General features: G+C 45.5%; 15 protein-coding genes and 2 pseudogenes. 12 read left to right on the forward strand and 5 right to left on the reverse strand.

What is annotated here, in order from left to right; genetic code table 11:
* Positions 1–186 precede the first annotated feature (186 nt).
* A complete protein-coding gene (locus A7K98_RS01655; protein WP_232461581.1) occupies positions 187–750 on the reverse strand; it encodes an adenylate/guanylate cyclase in 564 nt (187 codons plus the stop codon).
* A 1,143-nt stretch (positions 751–1,893) separates the two neighbouring features.
* On the opposite strand from A7K98_RS01655, the gene A7K98_RS01665 reads away from it, so the two are divergent.
* From A7K98_RS01665 to A7K98_RS01675, 3 genes are read left to right on the forward strand one after another with little or no spacing between them, the layout of a single operon-like run.
* Positions 1,894–2,694 (forward strand): sce7726 family protein, encoded by an 801-nt coding sequence (locus tag A7K98_RS01665; protein WP_021554049.1) that lies wholly within the window; start codon positions 1,894–1,896, stop codon positions 2,692–2,694.
* Between the two features lie 6 nt (positions 2,695–2,700).
* Entirely contained in the window at positions 2,701–3,633 is a 933-nt protein-coding gene (locus tag A7K98_RS01670; RefSeq protein ID WP_087486987.1) for a sce7725 family protein, read from the forward strand.
* Position 3,634: 1 nt separating this feature from the next.
* Positions 3,635–4,660, forward strand: a complete 1,026-nt coding sequence (locus A7K98_RS01675) for an RES domain-containing protein (RefSeq protein WP_087486988.1) — start codon at positions 3,635–3,637, stop codon at positions 4,658–4,660.
* Positions 4,661–4,944: 284 nt separating this feature from the next.
* Here the strand turns inward: A7K98_RS01675 and A7K98_RS01680 are convergent, their stop codons facing one another.
* Together A7K98_RS01680 and A7K98_RS21530 are read right to left on the reverse strand one after the other, a co-directional pair.
* The gene (locus A7K98_RS01680) at positions 4,945–5,382 is read right to left on the reverse strand and encodes a hypothetical protein (protein WP_157665815.1); all 438 of its coding nucleotides are present in this window, start codon (positions 5,380–5,382) and stop codon (positions 4,945–4,947) included.
* 52 nt (positions 5,383–5,434) lie between these two features.
* Positions 5,435–5,518: pseudogene (locus A7K98_RS21530) on the reverse strand (type VI secretion system tube protein Hcp); the annotation flags it as partial.
* A gap of 888 nt (positions 5,519–6,406) precedes the next feature.
* On the opposite strand from A7K98_RS21530, the gene A7K98_RS01695 reads away from it, so the two are divergent.
* The 9 genes and pseudogenes from A7K98_RS01695 (at position 6,407) to larB (ending at position 19,077) form a co-directional block, all read left to right on the forward strand.
* The gene (locus tag A7K98_RS01695) at positions 6,407–6,712 is read left to right on the forward strand and encodes a helix-turn-helix transcriptional regulator (protein WP_087486990.1); all 306 of its coding nucleotides are present in this window, start codon (positions 6,407–6,409) and stop codon (positions 6,710–6,712) included.
* 37 nt (positions 6,713–6,749) lie between these two features.
* A pseudogene (locus A7K98_RS01700) lies at positions 6,750–8,045 on the forward strand (type II toxin-antitoxin system HipA family toxin).
* 228 nt (positions 8,046–8,273) lie between these two features.
* Entirely contained in the window at positions 8,274–11,792 is a 3,519-nt protein-coding gene (locus A7K98_RS01705; RefSeq protein ID WP_087486991.1) for an AAA domain-containing protein, read from the forward strand.
* 242 nt (positions 11,793–12,034) lie between these two features.
* Complete coding sequence (locus A7K98_RS01710) at positions 12,035–13,198, forward strand: CdaR family transcriptional regulator (RefSeq protein WP_087486992.1); 1,164 nt, start codon at positions 12,035–12,037, stop codon at positions 13,196–13,198.
* Positions 13,199–13,516: 318 nt separating this feature from the next.
* Positions 13,517–14,800, forward strand: coding sequence for a nickel-dependent lactate racemase (larA, locus tag A7K98_RS01715; RefSeq protein ID WP_087486993.1), 1,284 nt, complete (start codon positions 13,517–13,519; stop codon positions 14,798–14,800).
* 93 nt (positions 14,801–14,893) lie between these two features.
* On the forward strand, positions 14,894–15,877 hold the full coding sequence (locus A7K98_RS01720) for a 2-keto-3-deoxygluconate permease (RefSeq protein WP_087486994.1): 984 nt from the start codon (positions 14,894–14,896) through the stop codon (positions 15,875–15,877).
* Positions 15,878–16,255: 378 nt separating this feature from the next.
* Positions 16,256–17,539: a nickel pincer cofactor biosynthesis protein LarC gene (larC, locus tag A7K98_RS01725; RefSeq protein WP_087486995.1), complete on the forward strand. Its 1,284-nt coding sequence runs from the start codon at positions 16,256–16,258 to the stop codon at positions 17,537–17,539.
* Positions 17,539–18,387 carry an adenine nucleotide alpha-hydrolase family protein gene (locus tag A7K98_RS01730; protein WP_087486996.1) on the forward strand — a complete coding sequence of 283 codons (849 nt, stop codon included), beginning with the start codon at positions 17,539–17,541 and terminating at the stop codon, positions 18,385–18,387. Before larC ends, A7K98_RS01730 begins: the two co-directional genes overlap by 1 nt.
* A gap of 3 nt (positions 18,388–18,390) precedes the next feature.
* Complete coding sequence (gene larB, locus A7K98_RS01735) at positions 18,391–19,077, forward strand: nickel pincer cofactor biosynthesis protein LarB (RefSeq protein ID WP_087486997.1); 687 nt, start codon at positions 18,391–18,393, stop codon at positions 19,075–19,077.
* Positions 19,078–19,285: 208 nt separating this feature from the next.
* On the opposite strand, the gene A7K98_RS01745 is transcribed toward larB, so the two are convergent.
* On the reverse strand, positions 19,286–19,561 hold the full coding sequence (locus A7K98_RS01745; RefSeq protein WP_087486999.1) for a YdgH/BhsA/McbA-like domain containing protein: 276 nt from the start codon (positions 19,559–19,561) through the stop codon (positions 19,286–19,288).
* Positions 19,562–19,850: 289 nt separating this feature from the next.
* Entirely contained in the window at positions 19,851–20,315 is a 465-nt protein-coding gene (locus tag A7K98_RS01750; protein WP_157665817.1) for a helix-turn-helix domain-containing protein, read from the reverse strand.
* Positions 20,316–21,441 lie beyond the last annotated feature (1,126 nt).

Genomic DNA, 21,441 nt, shown 5'->3' on the forward strand with positions numbered 1-21,441 from the left:
CTTTGTCTCCTGACCCAAAGGATTTTAATCTGAAACGGAGTGTTCCATTTTTAGATGTCGGCCATTGGGCATGTAGATTAGTATCCACACAAATTTCGTTTCTTTCTGAAGATAGTTTCGTTGCTCTAAATACACATTCACCAAATGCTTTAACTTGTCTTTCTTTTGGAAGTCCAACTAAAGAAACTATTGCTTTACTGATCCCCATTCCCACCCTAGATCAATTTCTGGAAATCTATATCTTTCAAATATAATACGGTTAAGTAAAGGTCTTAATTCGCCGATAATATCATTTGCAGCCCTGCGAGCCCTATACATAGCATCAGTTTTGTCTTCCTCATCGACTAAAAAAAATGCCAAGATACCATCTCCTAAATATTCTGTAGTTTTTCCATCATGGAATGAAACAACTTTTGCTAAAGATGGTAATAAAGCTGACGTTTCGTAAAATACTCGTTGTAAGTCTGAAATATCCGCTTTCTTTGGTGAAATTGCTTGTAACAAATGATTGGTCGAGTCTCGCATATCTGCGACTAATGCTATGAACTCACCAATAATGGTTTGACCCTCATAAATAGGTGGAAGACCAGGCATCAGAGATTCGTTAATAGCAAAATCTCGGCTATCTTGAGCATGGCTTTTCCTCATTTCAAGGGCTATTTTATAACCACCATTTCTCCAATGGGCTTCCGCTTGATCAAGCGAGCTATTAATTATTTGTTCTATTGCTGCTTTTTGTTCGTTATTCATATTTAGATCTTAATAAAATTATTTATTAAATAAATGGCTGTACTTAGTAGTAGCCAAAAAGACATAAGTTTAGTGGATCTAGAGTAATATCCTAACTTAATTTCTCTAATATATGTTATTTTCATTTTCTCATATGTTAATTCTTTAAGGATTCCATTCTGGTCAGGTAAATTGCTAACTACCTCATCTACTGTAAGATTAGATGTTACTTTTATTTTAAAACCAAAATTTTCCGTTTCAATCTTGAAAATACCTTTGCCATAAAATAATCCGCTTGGTTTAGCTCCATGCATGTGTTTGTTAGGATCTGAGATACTTGTTAGAGCCAGAAAAAGATATACTACAGATAATAGCCAACTTACACATATTGAAATCAAGCATAATTTATAAATTGCATTTGCAGACCATATTGCCATCACGGTGTTATTCAATGTTTGTAATACAGTGATAGGCATGAATGCAATTACAAAGAGGAACCCATTTTTACATCAATAGCTTTAATGGTTGCTTGTGTGTCGTTCAAGGACTGATATAGAAAATTAATTTTATCTTCCACAATAGTTTCCAGAGGTCATTTTTTCTTCAATGATATGATAAAAGCCTCATGTTGAACAAGGGGTTAGATAGTGTTCGAAAGTTAAAATGCATATAACAATAGGGAATAAATATGAAAAGTATATTCCTTAAGGGTATATTAATATTGATTCAACCCATTTGACTTTGCCAAAAAATGGTAAATTACCCTATGTTAAAGAATAACATTTCGTATGCACCCATAGAGTTTCATCTTTCAGTGTTTTTTTATCTTTTATGATCAATAGATTGTGTTAGATCTCACAAACATAGTTATTGCAGACTACTAGAATTGGTGCATACAGTTAGGCTATCGACTTTTCTATGCAGGACACTGCTGGTTTGGTAACCTAAGGTGAAGATTTTTTCATAGCTTTCCTACACTGATGAACGACTTTTATGTGGGTTTTGCTAAGGATTTTGACAGTAACCAAACAAGATCCTGAACGATGGACTATGTGATTCACCATGATGAGAAGTAACGAACTTAGCTCTTTTCAACTGACTGCTTTAAGTAGACTTTTTTCCGCTTCCGTCTTCAGCGAGATAGCGAAAAGAGGGCAGTCTCCTATGTTTGCTCGTTCTCTCCGAGAGACCGAGCTTTTTGACCATGCAGAGACACTTGGGATTACCGTTGGTGAAGCCTTCAATGAGGCATTTGCCTTACTTAGACAAACAGGCTTGCGGAATGAGTATGTTTATCGTTCTGCACTCACACACAATCTTTTGCTTGGGAAGCATTCATTAAGAACTGCCTGTATGCTTAATGAATTCAGAATCGGCTCTTGCAAAGCTGATCTCATCATACTGAACGGAACTGGAACGGTTTACGAAATAAAATCCGAAAGGGATTCATTAAGCCGTCTACAAAACCAAATAACGAACTACCGTAAAGCATTTGGGAAAATCTATGTCATAGCAGGTTCAGAACATTTAGATGATGTGCTGAAAACGACTGAATCTTCCATTGGGGTATTGAGTTTAACCCGTTGGAATCGAATATCTACTATAAGAGAAGCTGAAGAAGTTTTAGACTTTATATGCCCTGTAACAATCTTTGAATCATTAAGAATTAATGAGGCGAAAATTATTGCTTCCGAGTTAGGTATAAAAATCCCCGACTTACCGAATACCCAAATGCATGGTTTCTTAAAAGAAGAGTTTAGTGGCCTACCACCTGTTTCTGTATATAATTTAATGCTAAAAACTTTAAAGGAAAGCAGAAGTTTACTTTCTTTAAGAGAGTTGATTCTCAACTTACCAAAGTCTTTACAACCAGCGGCACTTTCTATTCAGCTTCGCTCTAAGGATCATGAGCGATTAATTAATACTATGCAGCTTCCTCTTAATGAGGCATTGTTATGGGAGTGACAAACTATGTATTATCCTTATTTTCGTGGGAAACAATTTGAACTGTTGGCTATTAGAGACACTGCTAATGTAATGGCTGAGGCAGGTTTTACTCCAATTATAGAGCCTGTGAGAGAGGCTCTCAATGGTCTTGAGCGAACACTGAAAACAATAAAAGAAAATGATGGTAGGGCTATTGTCATCATTAATCCGGCATGTGGTGATCACTCTACCGATGGACAAAGTATAGCTCAATTATTAAAAAATGAATTTAGTAAGTATGAAAAAATTTCTGTAGGAATACTTCTTGATAAGAGTATGACTATTGCTAAGGTTGATAATCTCCTTCATTCAGATCTCGTTCATGAAGTCACCTTTATTCATGCCGGGTTTGATGAGCCAAAAGCTTTACATGAAAGATTTGGGGATGGATACAAACATGTATTTATTTCTAACTATTGTTCTAAAGCTTATCGAAAACATTTTTCGGGTTCAGAAAGAATTTTAATTAAAGATGGCTTTGAAAAAAGACGAAATGCTGACCATCCCGATTCTGAGTTCTTTTCAGATCTTCATCTTAATTATGAAGAAGAGGGTATGAATGGTTTTGGTGATTTCTTAATTGTTGGTGATGAATTTAGTGAGTCCGGTGGCCCTGCGTATGCGGTTGCTATTCATCTTACTTACATTAATACGAAGCATGAAGATGAAATGTACATCTATCATTTTGTTTCGACAACACGTGATACACCGACAGACCCAGCAGGTAAGTTCGCACAGTCCCTTGATAAATTAATGACTGCTTTAAATTCAGGCAAATCCATGTTGCTTGAAACGTCGGCTATCAAAGAGTTTAGGCGATTACATAATCCGAGTCACTTCCCTGGTTTAGGGACAGTTAAAAAATTGTCTATGATTCACCATATAGAAACCCTAGCCGATTTCATGGATGGTAAATAATATGATCAAGTGCTGCTGTGCGAGCTGTTTTGGGGATAATGGTTTAAAGAAAAATATCATACCTTCACTTTCCCCAGATTTTGGTGATTGTTCGTATTGTGGTACCAAAGGTATTGAGATTATTGAGCCTCATGCTTTATTTGATCATTTTAGTTCATTGATAAACATCTACGAAAATCATCCGAATGGTAAGAGTCTAGTTGCACATTTGAAAGAGGATTGGAAGCTATTTTCACATCCTCTTTTAGATGAGGCTCATGCCAAAGAGTTATTAGGTGATATACTTGATGATGGGAATGTTGTTAGAAAAACCTTCGTACTTTCTGATAGTTATAAGAGTGAATCTCTCGCATTATGGGATCATCTTTGTCAGGAACTCATGTATGAAAATAGATATTTTTTGAATAAATCACTTGATACAGATAGGCTTGGCGAGTTATTAAGTTTCCTTGCTTTAGATGATTTTTCTAAAATTTGGTATCGAGCCCGTATTTATGTAGACGATGCTGCTTTTACGATAGACAAAATGGGAGCGCCCCCAAAGAGATTAGTTAGTCATGGGAGAGCAAATCCTACAGGTATACCGTATTTATATCTTGGATCTAAACCAGATACAGCTTTGTCTGAAATTCGACCTCATACAGGTGACAGAGCTTGTGTCGCAGAGTTTACTCTAAGAGATAATTTGACTCTAATAGACCTAAGAAACCCTCGTGAAACCGTTTCACCGTTTTTATTAACCGATCCAGGTGAAATGGGTAAAATGCTTGCAGATATACCTTTTCTTGAACGACTTGGTTATGAACTAACAAGACCTGTATTATCTAAAAGTGCAGCCCTTGATTATATTCCAAGTCAATATATATGCGAATTTATTAAGAAAACTGGCTTTCATGGAGTACTTTATAGTAGTTCTGTAAGTGAAGGAATCAATCTTGCTCTTTTTGATCCGTTAAATGCGACTGGCGGCAATGTAAGTATTTATGATATAGATAAAGTTGAAGTTAGTGTAAGCAAACAAGATTAATATACTCTTTGTTCGATTATCACCAGTCGGGACTGATGGTATCAATGATGGTATCATGCCCAGCATGATAAGTTTTACTCTCTTAAGATCATAAGGATAGTCGCGATGTTCGAGTACGGCCTTCGCACCATATAAAACAGTTTCCTTTTCTACTAACATCTGGTTATGTTCCTTCTCTTTCTTATAATAACCAATGCTATGCCTGTGATAATGCTCTATGTTTTTTCCATCATTCCCCTAATTTCCCTGGCGAAAAACAGCAAGCTCTCACGCTGGCTATGTCCTTAAAATGGTGACGCAGTAATATATATCGGAACATAATATATCGAGCCGCGGATAATATAAGGCGCAGGGCTTCTAAAAGTATAAATCTTGCCCTTTACAGATAAATAAATCGCACCATTTTCAACCTTATCTAAAGCATCCTTATCTTCGGTTATCATAAAAGGTGATAAATTGTCTTTCAGACTCACTTTAAACTCTTTATCATCTTTCGATGAATCATACAGGTAGAAACGGTATGAGAAATCCGTGGTGACTCCTGCGCTGGCTTCTGTTATATACAGATTTACCAGGTTATTAACCTTCACTTTTCTGACGATTTCTTGTCCTGGAGGTGAGAAGTGCCATGCCTTATAAACCACAAAAGAAATTGCCGCCAGTAGAATAAAAGTAAATAGCTTTTCTTTAAATCCGGTGCGTTTTGCATAGTCTGTGCCCATCCTAATCCATAATTGATCGTCCGGAACATCTGCGTAGGGAGCGGACCAAACCATCGGTAGGTAGGCTCAGATTATGGGAAAATCCTGTGACCTCAATGTTCCCCTCACGGTCCTCAACATCAACAGAACCTTTAATATCACCATCATCTTTAAGTCATAAGTAAGCCGGAGTAGCCATGTTGTTTTTTCCTTTATGTTGTTATTAATATCCATAATGAAATTGTACTTAACCGGGAATAATGAGTAAATGAGGATGGCAGGGAGGTTATTTGTGTTAAATTAAACTGTAGTGCGAATTTCTCAAATATATTGCATCTTCTGAAGGATATGGGGGTAATTAACAGATTCTATTACACGAAAGTATTATTATGAAAATCTAATATGATTCTCAATTTATATCCCTGGTGCGGGAATATTTATGCCGACCATTGAGAGGCTTTAAGATTTAAAATCACGAAAGTGTACATCAAGTATGTTTTAATCAATGCTAATATAATAATATTTACTGTAACTCAATTTTTATATTTATTGGATATATTTTCAATGATATATGATCTGAAAATAAGGAAGTTCAGTGATGTTAAACGGAAAACTTATTCTCAATGGATCTAACATCCCCCCTTTAATCTTTCCTGGTATGGGAATCTTCATGGCGTTCTCTGGCAGCGGCGCCTACATAAATCATCCCGGATGCTCAATATACCCTTTCCCGGTCTTCTCTAATTGCCTATCGAAACACTAAGCGGCCAGCTGATAGTCACAGGCCACCTTGTGTAACTCCACCTGCCACTGATGGTTTTTCTTTTCCATGAGGTTAAATGATTTCCTGTACTGCTTGTTAATCAGCCTGATACCCCTGTAAACAACACAGCGAATCCGAAGGACTGTCACATCTATACAGCTTTTATGCTGTTTTTTCACAAAACAGCTTTAAGGCTGTATTTTTCTTTTACAGCTTACAGGGTGTAATGTATTAAAACAGTGTCTGGTCTGTATTATCATCGATCATCAGGATAAATAGCTTATGAATACTGCTTATCCGCTAAAAACTCTCAGTCAGCTACGCCTGTTACTGATTGGTTTTCGTAAAGCGAAAGGTCTGACGCAAAAAGATCTGTCTGAAAAGTTAGGGGTAACGCAGCAAACTTATGCCCGGCTGGAAGCAAACCCTGCCAGCGCCAGTATTGAGCGGTTGTTCCGGGTATTTAGTTTATTGGGAGTTGAAATGACACTTTCCTCCGGGCCGTTGAATTCCAGGTCTGAGCCATCTTCAGCATCCGAAGAATCAATTCAGTCAGCAGATTCACCTGCCAGACGGGAACAATGGTGATGATATGCCACGGGCACAGCAACGTTTAGCGGTATAGATGAATGGGATCCGGACCGCAACCCGGGAAAAGATCCGCGGTGAAGATGTATTGCATTACCTTCCGGAATGGATAACGGACGAGCAGGGAAGGGCTTTATCACTTTCGTTGCCTTTCACTCCCGGAAATCAGCCCTGGCGAGGTGATGTTGTCCGCGATTATTTTGATAATTTATTGCCTGACAGTCACAGTATTCGTCGGCGTTTAGCGATGCGCTATCAGGCTGAAAGTTCTGAACCTTTTGACCTGTTGGCTGAACCGGGACGCGACTGCGTTGGTGCTATCCAGTTTCTTAAAATTGATGAAGAACCCACGGATTTATTTTCCGTCAATTATCGCCCACTTTCTGAAGCCGAAATTGCCACTACGTTGCGTAATACTACGGCGACTTTTTTACCAGGTCGCCAGGACGATGCCGGGGATTTACGATTATCAATTGCCGGTGCGCAGGAAAAAACAGCCTTACTGTGGCATCAGCAACAGTGGTGTTTACCCGAAGGTAATACACCGACCACGCATATTTTCAGGTTGCCGCTTGGATTGGTGGGAAATATGTGAGCTGATATGAGTACTTCAGTCGAAAATGAGTGGCTGTGCTCTTCGCTGCTGGATCATTACGGGCTCCCGGTTGCCAATACTCAGATCGCACAGTTTGAAGATCAGAAAGCATTGATTGTCGAGCGTTTTTACAGAAGATGGTCAGGGGATCAGCAATGGATCATTCGGTTGCCTCAGGAGGATATGTGCCAGGCTTTGGGGGTTTCTCCACTAAGAAAATACCAGTCTGATGGCGGACCGGGTATTTCCGATATTATGGGGGTACTCAGTCATTCAGATAGTGCAGAGCAGGACAGAGAGCAGTTTTTCAGAGCCCGGATTATTTTCTGGCTAATGGCCGCCACTGACGGGCATGCCAAAAATTTCAGTATCGCAATCGGACCACAAAGCCGTTATCACCTGACTCCTCTTTATGATGTTTTATCAGCGTGGCCAGTGACTGGACACGGTAATAACCAGATTGCCTGGCAAAAATGCAAGCTGGCAGTGGCGGTTCATGGCAGCAGTAATTATTACCAGATTTACAGAATTCAACGACGGCACTGGATTCATCATGGTGAATTAACCGGATTAGGAAGAGGTCATGTTGAGTCCATCATGGATGACATTATTAGCCGAACATCCGGAGTCATTGAGCGCGTCGCTGCATCGCTTCCGGATAGCTTTCCTCATCAACTGGCCGACTGTATTTTTGAGGGTATACAAAGACAGTGCGGGCGTCTGGCCGGAAAAGGATAGAGATCGGTACCCGCAATCATCTGCCCGGGATATCTGTGGCTTCCGACAGAATACGTAGTCGTGGGCCGACGGAATATCTCAACATATGTTTGATTCACTGCGCGATACCCGAAGGCTATCAGTGTAAATAAATTGTTGCTTTCGCCATCATGGCATGGACAATACTTATCCATACTTTGCATTTATACCAATTAAATCAACAGATTTATGAAAGATATGGGATGAGCAATGGACAGTAATACTAAAGGATTTACTTCATACTGGCGAAATACGTTAGCGGATGCAGACTCCGGCAAAGGGGCATTTAAGTCCGACGATACAGATAAACTTAGTCAGTGGCGGGATGCCGAAGGCGGGCAGTTAGAGGCGGAGTTTGTCCGCAAATGTTTTGCCGGTGAAGATGCCAGCGTAAAAACGGTTGAACTGATGCTCAGACCGCAAGTCTGGATCCTGCAACGCCAGCACGGTAAACAACTGGCCGGCGGAATTCCGGAGGTTGTTACCCCGTTACTGCTTTCTGCCCGGCTAAATCGTGAGGGTTTTCTACTCCCCGCCGCTGCTGCTACCATCCCGCGTGATCTTCTGGAACCTCTGCCGCAGGGCGTGTTCTCGGTGGGAGAAATGGCTCAGTATGACCAGTACCTCACCACTCACAGTTCAGAGCCTTTTGCCAGTGAACAGGAGCCTGAACCCGGGAATGAAACTGAAGAACAGCAGGCGCAGCGACATGCCGGGTATCAGCAGCGGTGGCAAACATACCTGAAACAGTCAGACGAAATGTTAGCGCACGTGGCAGGCCATTGGCTGGCAACCCACGAACAGTATGAGCGGGCCGACTATGGTCTGGTGACGAAAGAAGCGCTGGCTGGCGGTGCCGGTTTTCATATTCTGGCAATGTACGATCATTTGCTGAAATCTAAACAAGAGGTTCCGCTTTTATCACGCTTTGCCGCCACAAAACCGTCTCCCTCTGAGCCGTTGCTGGATGACAATGCAAAGTTTGCTCAGCGGCTGGGGCATTCGGGAGATAAGTTTCCTCTGGCGATGGCCCAGCGGGATGCCCTGAGCCATTATCTGACCCAACAAACCGGCGATATACTGGCCGTCAACGGGCCGCCGGGAACCGGCAAAACAACACTGGTTCTGTCAATTATTGCCACTGAATGGGCCAATGCGGCACTCAACCAGACCGAACCGCCCATAGTCATTGCCACCTCAACCAATAATCAGGCAGTGACTAATATTATCGAAGCGTTTGGTAAAGACTTTGGGGCGGGCAGTGGCGCGATGGCTGGGCGCTGGCTGCCAGATTTGCAGAGTTATGGTGCTTATTTTCCTTCTTCACGAGGCAAGGCTGAGGCGGCAAAAAAATACCAGACCGAAGACTTTTTCAACCGTGTGGAATCTCCGGCATATACCGAAACAGCCCGGGCTTACTATCTGCAAAAAGCCCGCCTGGCGTTTCCGGCCGGGGAGTGCCAGTCCGTTGGGCAGGTGACTGAACTTCTGCATCAGCAGTTAACCCACCATTCGATACGGCTGCAAAAAATCGCACAGCAGTGGCAGGTACTGCAGGATACCCGAAAGCAGCTCAATGCAATGAGCAGTAATCCTCAGCACTATCTCGCTTCTCAACAGCAGTTACTGCTGGATACTACCCGTGAGATCGAGCATTTAACCCGTGGCCGGAAAAAATGGCAGGAATATCGTGCCAGTGAATCGATGATCTTTACCCTGTTTGGCTGGCTGCCCGCAGTACGTACCCGCCGTGGTTACCAGATCCGACTGTTGCTTGATGAGGTATTCGGTCACCGGTTGGCAGAGTTTCATGGCAGGTTGCCGGAAGATGTCGATGCTTATCTTGAAGGGTTGATCGTCAGGAGCCAAAAAAATCAGGCCGGATATCAGCAACAAATTGATCATGCTCAGCAAATGATCACTCTGGAAAAAGATGCGGCGGCGGAATGGCAGGAAATTGGCCGTGAGCTGGGCTATTCCGGCAGCGATGAACTGAGCCTGGCAAACGCCGACGAACTGGCTGATACACAAATCCGTTTCCCTGCATTTTTACTGGCTACCCATTACTGGGAAGGGCGCTGGCTGGAGGATATGGCTGCTATCGATAATCCTGCTAAAGAAAAAGGCCGAACCGGGGCAAAAAGTGTACTGGCCCGCTGGCAGCGCAGGATGAAACTCACCCCTTGTGTGGTGATGACTTGCTATATGCTGCCTAATCATATGAAAACCAGCGAATATGCCGGCCAGGGCATGCCGTTTGATAAAAGCTATTTTTATAACCTCGCCGATTTACTGATAGTCGATGAAGCCGGACAAGTATTGCCGGAAGTGGCGGCTGCCTCTTTTGCGCTGGCGAAAAAAGCGTTAGTCATTGGTGATACCGACCAGATAGCCCCGATCTGGAGCAGCACTCCGGCGATAGATATTGGCAATATGCTGGAGGCAGAAATTCTGCACGGTGACTCGCAGCAGCAACTGGCTGACACTTACCGACTGATCGGTGATTCAGGTAAGAGTGCGGCCTCTGGCAGTGTAATGAAAGTTGCCCAGTTTGCTTCCCGTTACCATTACGACCCTGATCTGTCGCGTGGCATGTATTTGTACGAACATCGTCGCTGCTTCGATAATATTATCGGCTACTGTAACGAACTTTGTTACCACGGCAAGTTACAACCTAAACGGGGCGTGCAGCAAGACGCACTATTCCCGGCAATGGGCTATTTGCATATTGACGGACTGGGCCAGCAGGCTAATAGCGGCAGTCGTTATAACAGCGTTGAAGCAGAGACCATCGCTGGCTGGCTGGCTGAGAATAAGCAGCAGATAGAACGCCATTACAGGAAACCACTGCATAGTCTGGTTGGCGTAGTGACCCCGTTTGCGGCACAGGTGAGTGCTATTAAGGCTGCGCTGGCTAAACACGATATTGTTGCAGATGGTGGTGAACACTCCCTGACAGTCGGTACCGTGCATTCACTTCAGGGGGCTGAACGTGCCATTGTATTGTTCTCTCCGGTCTATTCCAAGCACGAAGATGGTGGCTTTATTGACAGCAGTAACAGCATGCTGAACGTTGCTGTTTCGCGGGCCAAAGACAGCTTTCTGGTGTTTGGTGATATGGATTTGTTCGAGATTCAGCCGCCATCCTCGCCGCGAGGGTTACTGGCAAAATATATCTTTGCATCTGCCGCCAATGCCCTGCAATTTGAGTTACCTGAACGAAAAGATTTAACCGACACTCATACGCTGATGACCACCCTGCATGGAGTGGAAGAACATGATGATTTTCTTAACCGTTCTCTGGCCGGTGTCAGTCGCAGTATCCTGATTGTGTCGCCGTGGCTGAGATGGAGAAGGCTGGAACAGACCGGTTTTCTGGCCTCGATGAGTCAGGCGCGGGCCCGTGGGGTGAGTATTACCGTCGTCACAGACCAAAGCTTTAATACTGAAGATGATGATGCGACAAAATCTCTGGAAAAACAGCAATGGCTGGCACAGGCGATGACAAAACTTAATGATATTGGAGTCAGTACCCGGCTGGTCGACCGTGTTCACAGTAAAATTGTGACTGGCGATGATGCAATGCTATGTATCGGTTCTTACAACTGGTTCAGCGCAGCGCGGGAAGAAAAATATCAGCGTTATGATACGTCGATGGTACATCAGGGCGAAGCGGCGAAAGCTGAAATCAGGGCAATTTATACCAACCTGGAACAACGTTTTATCTGATGCAGACCCCTTGAACCTGCCCGTCTGCCGGGCAGGTTTGGCTGATAAAAGCCGTTAACTGTCACCCGAATCCGCTGGTTTTCCTGCCACTAACGGCCCTGAACTCCGGTTCACCTGGGCCTCTCTGCTGACGCGGGTTTATTGCTCTTCCTGACCCCGCTCTCCTCTCCAATTTGTATAAATGCACAATATGGTCTCAACTATAAGCTGATGCACTGAGCAGTTTAGCGAGTGAGGTTTATATGGCGTCATATCATCTGACGGCCAAACTGGCGCGGGATATTGTGGTACGTACCATGCAGATCATTGATTGCAATATCAATGTTATGGACTCCGGCGGGCGGATTATTGGCAGTGGCGATCCTGAACGGGTTGGCGAGATGCACGAAGGTGCGTTGCTGGTGCTGTCACAGGGGCGGATTGTCGATATTGATGAGGCCGTGGCCAGCCGGCTGCACGGGGTGAAGCCGGGGGTTAATTTTCCGTTGCGGGTCGATAAAGAGATTGTCGGGGTAATAGGGCTGACCGGTAATCCAGGGCAATTGCACCAGTACGGCGAACTGGTGCAGATGGCGGCAGAGATGATGCTGGAGCAGTCACGGTTGTTGCATATGCTGGCCCGCGACAGCCGCCTGCGTGAAGAGCTGGTGCTGAATCTTATACGCTCCGATGAGTTGCCTTCAGTGCTGGTGGAGTGGGCCCAGCGGCTGGGGATTGATCTGAACCAGCCGCGGGTTGCGGCGGTGGTCGAGGTCGATAGCGGGCAACTGGGGGTCGGCAGTGCGATGGATGAGTTGCAGCAGTTGCAGACGCTGCTGATGACCCCGGAGCAAAATAACCTGATAGCAATCGTATCGCTGACCGAAATTGTGGTGCTCAGACCGGCGCTTAACAGCCACGGCCAGTGGGATGCTGAAGAACAACGCAGGCGCATCGAAAATCTGGTGGCGCGTATCGAAAAGAGCAGCCAGTTACGGGTACGTTTTTCTCTGGGTAACTATTTTTCCGGGCCGGGCGGCCTTGCCCGTTCTTACCGGACCGCCCGTGCCACTATGAACGTTGGTAAGCAGCGTATGCCGTCACAGCGCTGTTACTGCTATCAGGATCTGATTTTGCCGGTGCTGCTCGACAGCCTGCGGGGCGGCTGGCAGGCCAAAGAACTGGCTATCCCGCTTAACCAGCTGAAAGCCTCGGATAATAACGGGTTGCTGCGCCGGACGCTGGACTGCTGGTTCCGTTGTAATGTCCAGGCAGGGAACACGGCAAAAGAGCTGTTTATTCATCGTAATACGCTGGAGTACCGGCTTAATCGTGTCTCTGAACTTACCGGCCTGGATTTGGGTAAGTTTGACGACCGTTTGCTGTTATATGTGGCATTACAGCTGGACAGCGAAAATACCCCGTGAGAGTTGCAGAGAAGATTGTGGCTGATATTTATGATCCGGGTCTGATTACGGCGAAAAATATGGTTTTTTTAAGATAATCGCGGGCCATATCACCTTCGGCCAGGAAATGTGATCGACCAGACAGGGGGTTGTAGAATCCCACAAAAATCACCGCAAATTATTATTAATTTCTGTGCCGATTAATAATTACACTCCGCAATGTCGGGGCCATAATTGATTTATTACCGCTAACCAGAGCTCACCAGCTTTTGTGCCTGTTATTTAGCGAAATACCGTCGAGCCGATAAATGGTTGCAATAAGTATCGAAAGAGGGCGTTATGGTTGATATTAAACTGAAATATGATCACGGCTACCAGACCGGAGAAATTCCGGATAAAAACTTTCACGGTACTATCGTCGTTGATAACTCACAATTTCTGCAATCCAGCTACCAGACCAGTGAGCAACAACTGGTTGAAAATTCGCTGGATAACCCGATTGATTCACCCACGCTGGAGCAGTTATCCGCCGGTAAAAAAGATATTGTAGTCATTAGTTCCGATCATACCCGGCCGGTGCCATCAGCCATTATTATGCCGATTATCCTGCGGCGTATTCGCAGTGTCAGCCCGGATGCGAAAATCACTATCCTGATTGCCACCGGTACTCACCGCGCTTCAACCAAAGAAGAGCTGATTGCTAAATACGGGCAGGAAATTTTCGATAACGAGACCATCATTGTTCATGATTCCCGCGATGACAGCAGTTTAACCGATATCGGTGTGCTGCCTTCCGGAGCCCGTTGCGTCATCAATAAACTGGCTGTGGAATGTGATCTGCTGGTGGCCGAAGGCTTTATTGAACCGCACTTTTTCGCCGGTTTCTCCGGAGGGCGCAAAGCGGTGTTCCCGGGCGTTGCCGGATATACCTCGGTGGTCGGAAACCATAACGGAGTATTTATCGATTCACTGAAAGCCCGTACAGGGAATCTGACAGGTAACCCGATTCATCAGGATATGGTCTACGCGGCAAAACTGTCGGCATTACAATTTATTGTGAACGTTGTGCTGGACCATGATAAACGCATTATCGGCTGCTTCTCGGGTGATGCAGTGACGGCCCACGAAAAGGGCTGCCAGTTTGTGCGTAAAACCATGAGTGCCGGTAAACTGGAAAGCGATATCACTATTACCTGTAATGGGGGTTATCCGCTGGATCAGAATATTTATCAGGCAGTAAAAGGAATGACAGCAGCAGAGGCCACCACCAAACCTGGCGGAGTGATAATTATGGTCGCCGGTGCCCGTGATGGTCATGGAGGAAGCGGCTTTTTTAATACTTTCAGAGACGCCAAAGACGTCAATGACATTATTGAAGATGCGAAGAAAACCCCGGCCGATAAAACTATTCCTGATCAATGGCAGTCACAAATTCTGGCGCGGGTAATGTCCCGCTTCCATGTTATTTTTGTCACCGATTTAATTTCGCCTCAAATTATTCTGGATATGAAACTGGATCACAGTCCGGATTTGCAGGATGCAATTAATAAAGCATTCTCACTACAGGGAGAAAACGCCCGGGTTACGGTAATACCGGATGGTGTATCTGTAATTATTGAGTAACGGCACTAAGCCCCTTTAAAAAATACTGGAAAGTCTTACCTATGCACCGGATATCATTCCGGTGCTAACCCCTACATAATAACAGGTGCCCAGATGAAAATATTAAGAGCTGTTGAACGTATACCTGGCGGGTTAATGGTCGTTCCCCTGATACTGGGAATGCTCACTAATACTTTTTTTCCGGAAGTGTTAAATGTAGGGTTATTTACTACTGCGTTATTTAAAACCGGCGGTTACACCATATTATCATTATTCATTTTCTTTGCCGGTTCGCAGATTAAAATAAAAGAAGCCAAAATGCCTATGGCGAAAGGCTTTTCATTAACCCTGATTAAGCTGTTCTTTGGTTCAATAATAGGGCTGCTTACCGCTTATTTTTATGGGCATGTTGGTATTCTGGGGCTGACCCCGCTGGCAATGGTTGCCGCCATGAGTAATGCCAATGCTGGTGTTTATGCGGCCCTGGCCGATGCTTATGGCGATGAAAGCGATCGTGGTGCGGTGTCTGTGGTGTCGCTGAACGAAGGTCCATTCTTTACCATGCTGACTTTTGGGATTACGGGTATTTCAGTGATTCCTGCCACTTACTTTGTCGCCATTTTAATTCCGCTGGTGCTGGGATTCATTCTCGGTAACCTCGATCCTGAACTGCGTGCCTTTTTCCGTCCGGGCCAGAAGCTGACCATCCCGTTTTTCTCGTTTCCGATTGGTGCGGGTATGCATGTCGAAAATATCTTTGAAGCCGGAATCTCAGGAATTTTGCTGGGAGTGATCACTATGCTGGTGACCGGGATCCTCGGCTATTTCATTATGAACTGGATCTTTGCCCGCAAAGGTAAAAGTTTGCCGGTGCTTTCCGGGGCATTTATTGGGACAACTGCAGGTAATGCGGTAGCGACCCCGGCGGCGATGGCATTGATTGATCCCAGCTGGGCTCCGTATGAAAAAATTGCGACCGCCCAGGTGGCGACCTCGGTGATTGTCACGGCGCTCTGCATGCCGATGATTGTTGCCTGGCTGAGCAGACGTCGTAAAAAACAGATAGCCCAGCTGACATCCGACAATCAGCCGTTATAAAAAGCATTTCCGGGGCCGGCTGATGATCGCCGGCCTGAACACAGATAACGTCAGCAGTTAAGCCGCAGTTCACAGAGACGCAGCCACAGGGCTGCATGGCCGTTCACAGTGCCTATACTAAAACAGAGGATTGTATAAGGCCTGGCAGGCGGCCGAAGGACACAAAGATTATTCCGCGTGTAGGGATAAACCCGGGCAGGTAGCGACAGGCGACAGAGAATCCGGGGCCGGATAACAGGTGCCACGGGTCACATTACGGTGACGAGCTTGCAAAAAAAGCGTACTGAGCAGGTTCGTATTCTGTAGGCACTGAGAGCGGAAAAATAGCCAGCACTGGCTGTCAGAATAAATATGAATGTACAGGATTAGGGGGCAGAGATGCATGTACATATGGATTTTATTGGTGGCATGGCAGGAGATATGTTCTGTGCCGCAATGCTGGATGCCTTTCCTGAACTGACTGAACCTTTGCAGCAGCAGCTGGCGAGCTTAGCTTTTTTTGACAGTTACCAGATAGCGACCCGGCCGATGACTCAGAAGGATATCTGCGGCAAACGCTTCCTGGTGATGAAGAAAAATGCCGTTTTTGATGACAAAAACCACATTGTCTTTACCCCGCAAACCTCTTCTGCACCGTCGCTAAGCCGACATGCCAATGGCACTGATCATCATCACTACTCGTTCGCAGAGATTGACCAGCGGATACAGCAGGTGAGTGATCCGCAAATCCGTCAGGGTGTATCGGATATTTATCGGCGGCTGGTTCAGGCTGAAAGCGAAGTGCATGGCATCCCGGTAGACCAGATTCATCTGCATGAAGTCGGGGCAGATGATGCGCTTATCGATATTATCAGTGCTGTTTTTCTGGTGTTGCGCAGTGGGGCGCGCAGCTGGTCTTTCTCGCCTTTGCCGTGGGGGAATGGCACCGTTCATTGTGCTCATGGTGATTTGCCGGTACCGGCTCCGGCCACAGTTAAATTGCTGAAATCTTTCCGCTGGAGTCATGACGACGAAACCGGGGAGCGGGTAACTCCCACCGGGGCGGCTATTTTATCCTGGCTGGCAGAAAATCAGTCGGTCCGCCCAATCGGGAGTTTGTACAGAGACGGATACGGATGCGGTAAACGCCAGTTTACCCGGCTGGCGAATATTCTGCGGATCTGTGCATTTACTGCCGATCAGCCTGCGGTTCAGGATGAGTTACAGGATCAGGTCATGATCATCCAGTTTGATATTGATGATATGAGCGGAGAAGCCCTGGCGATCGCACAGCAGAAACTGAGAGAGATCCCTGAGGTGATCGAACTGTCCGCCAGCTGCCTGAGTGGTAAAAAACAACGATTGCTGTTCCGGACAGAACTGTTGTGTGTCCCGGAGAAAGTGCAGGACATCTGCCAGCAGATCTTCCTGCTGACCACCACGCTGGGAGTTCGTTACTGGCTGAGTTCCCGGTTTAAACTGCCGCGCCAGGCCAGTGAAGTGGAATATCAGCACCAGCAGTGGCCGGTAAAAATTGCCACGCGGCCGGATGGTAGTTTCACCGCGAAGCTGGAAGCAGATGCATGGCAGCAGGTGCAACACAATTACGCTGTGTCAGCTGAGCTAAAATATCATGTTGAAACGCTGGCCGTTAACCGCAAGAGCAACAGAGGTACCGACTGATGAACACAGAGTTAGTCACAGAAAACACTGAGTCAGTCACCGGAAAAATCACCCGGCTGACTGACTGGTTCCGGGCGCATCAGCCTTGTACCATTGCCACCAGTGGCGGTATTGACAGCATGTTACTGGCCTTTGTTGCAAACCAGATTGAGGGCGGGGAATTTCTGGTAGCCCATTCCACCTCTGCGGCGGTTCCTTCTGCCGACGCGCAACGGGTGGCGGATTACGCCAGTCGCTACCACTGGAATCTGAAAATTATTACCAGTAACGAGATCGAAAATTCAGACTATAAAGCGAACCCGGTCAATCGCTGTTACTACTGTAAAAGTTGCCTGTTCGAGAAAATGACTGGCCTGGATGCCGGTTATCTGGTGACAGGCACTAACCTGGATGATCTCGGTGATTATCGTCCGGGGCTTATTGCCGCACGTGAAAATAATGTGCTGCAACCCTATGTTGAACTGGAGATCGACAAACGGATGATCCGCCAGATCGCCAGCCATTTCGGGCTTGATGATCTTAAAGATCTGCCTGCCTCTCCCTGCCTGGCGAGTCGTATCGAAACCGGTATTGCCATCAATCAGCAGGATCTGCAGGTTGTTGATAATGTTGAAACCTTTATCAAATCGCACTTGAACACTGATGTGGTACGTTTTCGCATTCGTCATCAGCAGCATGAAATCCAGCTGTCTCCGGCAGTTTGTCAGATTCTTGATGAGCAGAAAAAATCCGCCCTGATTGATGGAGTGACACGGCTGCTGACCCCGGCACTGGCCATGTTGCCGGTGACTGTCACCAGTTACAAACAAGGCAGTGCATTTGTCGGCGTTAAAAATGTTGGAGGCTAAAGGATGATTAAGTCTGACATCGTAATGGATTTTGAACGCTATCAGCGCTGTGGTATTGAAGAGGCCGTGTTCTGTGAATCTAAGACTGCCGATCAGATAAGCGCAGTAATGCGACAGGCGCAGCAACAGCAGCGTCGGCTACTGCTAACCCGCCTGTCGTCAGAAAAATTAGCACAGCTACCGGCGGAATTTCAGTCGCAACTGAGCTACGACCCGCTGGCTGCCTGTGCGGTGCTCGGGGAACAGGTCACACCCGACGGGGAGGCCTGTATTGCGGTGGTTTCCGGTGGCGCTTCTGATGCCAGGCTGTGCCATGAAATTCAGATGACCCTTAACTACCACGGTATCAGCTGTGATCTGTTTCAGGATGTCGGTGTGGCAGCGCTCTGGCGACTGCAACGTATTCTGCCGGAGTTACAGCGCTATGACATCATTATCGCGGTGGCAGGCATGGAGGCAGCTCTGCCCACAGTGCTGGCCGGGTTAATCGATGCGCCCATTATTGCGGTGCCAGCTCCGGTAGGATACGGGGTTGCCGCTGGTGGCCAGGTGGCGCTCTCTTCCTGCCTTGCCAGTTGCAGTGGCGCTATCATGACCATGAATATCGACAATGGCTATGGTGCCGCCTGCGCGGCTATCAAGATCTACCATAAGATTTATAAAACCGGGCGCCGGCAAAATGATGGTTAAACAGATGGCTGTGCAGGATGAAATGAGGCAGGGCCTGGCGGTGTGATTCCGGCATTTCTTCCATAAAACTGCGGTGAATAGCGGGCATCAGGAACTGCGACAGTGGTGCCTCTTTCATCTCTTTTATTATTAACCTGTGTCAGCAGAAATATAAAAGCCACCCGCAGGTGGCCATATTTCACTCAATATTATTGATAACAGTGAGTAACTATTTATTCTTAGCAAAGATAGTTGCGCTGATTATACTGTTTGACCCATTCCCAATAGAACCAGCGGTGTTAATCACATAATAATCCGCTCCTGCTGCATCAGCTTTACGGGAAATGTCATTTTCATGGATATCGTCCATGTTTTGTATCACATTTATATTTCCCATGTTTTTCAGACCGGATGACTCACTCTTACTAATTTCTGTTGCGGCAAAAGAAGTGGAGCTGATTGTGAATAACGCGACTGCTATTGCTACGAACCGTACAGGTTTCATTTTTTAATACCACTAGGTTTATATTTAATTGTTTGCATCATCTGCGAAACGGATCTTAGTCCTCTGCCACCACCGGGACAACGGGTTTTTTACCGGTAAATTAACATTTATGGCTATTCTCTGTTTCTGCTGAACATGGCCGTGGGTGAAAATATCTTCTGTTTTCCGGGGATTTAAAACAGTCCCGAAGAGAAGCATTGTTTTTCATTGTTAACCCTGACAATGCTATTGTTATACACTGATAAATAAGAATTAATTTAAAGACTATTTACCACTTTCAGTCTGCAATTTAATAAAATTTTAAAGGAATAACATCATAGGGCAATGGCCCGATGTGACGGCAAGGGAGAGCAGCAGCAAAACCAGGCCTGACAGGGGTCGAAGCGTGATGAACGCTGGTGTAAAGCGCGGGCAGAATTCCCTGGGTTATCCAGTTTTCCGACCGGCGATAACCCCCGGGAGAGATTTTAAAATGGCTTTTAAACGCTCTTGAAAAAGACTGCGGCGAATCAAAACAGTATTTTTCGGCAATATTAATGATACTTTGACTGGTTAACCTTAAATCAATCGCCACCCGGGATAAACGACGTTGTCGTACATAATTCCCCAGAGTCATACTGGTCGTTTCTTTAAAAACCCGCTGCAAATGCCATTTAGAATAACCGGATTTTTCTGCAATATCGTCAAGCTGCAGGTTATCTTCAATATGAGATTCAACCCATACAACAAGATCACGAATGATGTTACTATTCACTGACTTCTCCATCAGGGAAAAATGAGCTGGCAGCACCGGGAAATTACCGGGAAATAGTAATTTCAGTGCAATATAAAAATATTTAAGCTGACAAGCTAAAACCTAAAAATACAGGCCCGGCCGGAAAGTAAAATTATCGGTCAGACAGTGAAGCCAGAAGGAGGAGATGATGAAATTAACCAGGGAAATCTGCAGGTAAATACTGAAGACAGGACTGCTTTTTTATTATTTTTTGGGAATGTTACCGATTCATTAGTGACCAGTGTATTGATGCCAACCATAAACGAACAAGCAATTTTAATAAACAACTTCATTTTTCAAACGAATCATTTCGGCGTTAAAAACAAACTATATACCCAACAGAATTGTCTGACCTTGCCTTTTTTGTAACTTAATTGCGTTCAAAGATGTACAAATGTAACAGAAAGGTAGGCTTGCTTCACTATTATCGCTCGCCTGGTTTTGTTATTGATGTTCTGGTTTGTCTTAAGTTAATGATTTACATTAATAATTAACATTTTTTACTGGCAGGGCAGTGGTTAAATGTTGCCGCAGAGTTTCTCAGCACATAATTGGCTGTTTTTGTTCGATATCTGAATCACTGACGGGTTATGCAATGCAGGATATGAAGCAGGTTGTGAAACGGTATCGGTTTTTCACTGTTACAGGTTAATGGCTGTTAATCACAGATCTTCGGAGGATATTGCCCTAAATGCTGGCTCACTCAGTGACTCTGTTATCCCGGAAAGCCACCGGCTTTATCAACCGGTCTTAGCAATAAACGGCTGCTTATTACGGCGACTGTCGCCCTTCAGGCTGTGGGATAGCTGCGGGGAAGGTCATCTGTCGGCTGGCCCGACAGCGGAATATCAGTGATGGTAGTCACAGAATCAACCGGTAAGAGAGTGGCCTGATTGACAGGGATCGATATCAGCGTATTTTTTTATTTATATCTGAGAACCTGGTTCGTATATGTGAACATCTGTCTGATTTAAGCCCTGATGACTACCTGCATGACTATTTTCGGTGCTATGAGTGAGCCGGTGAAGCGGAATCTGTTTCACCGGCAGCAGTGTTTGTGTGCAATGGCGATTATCAGTGGCGCTCACCACCGGCTGTCCGGGCA

This window comes from Tatumella citrea (genome assembly GCF_002163585.1).
GTDB lineage: Bacteria > Pseudomonadota > Gammaproteobacteria > Enterobacterales > Enterobacteriaceae > Tatumella > Tatumella citrea.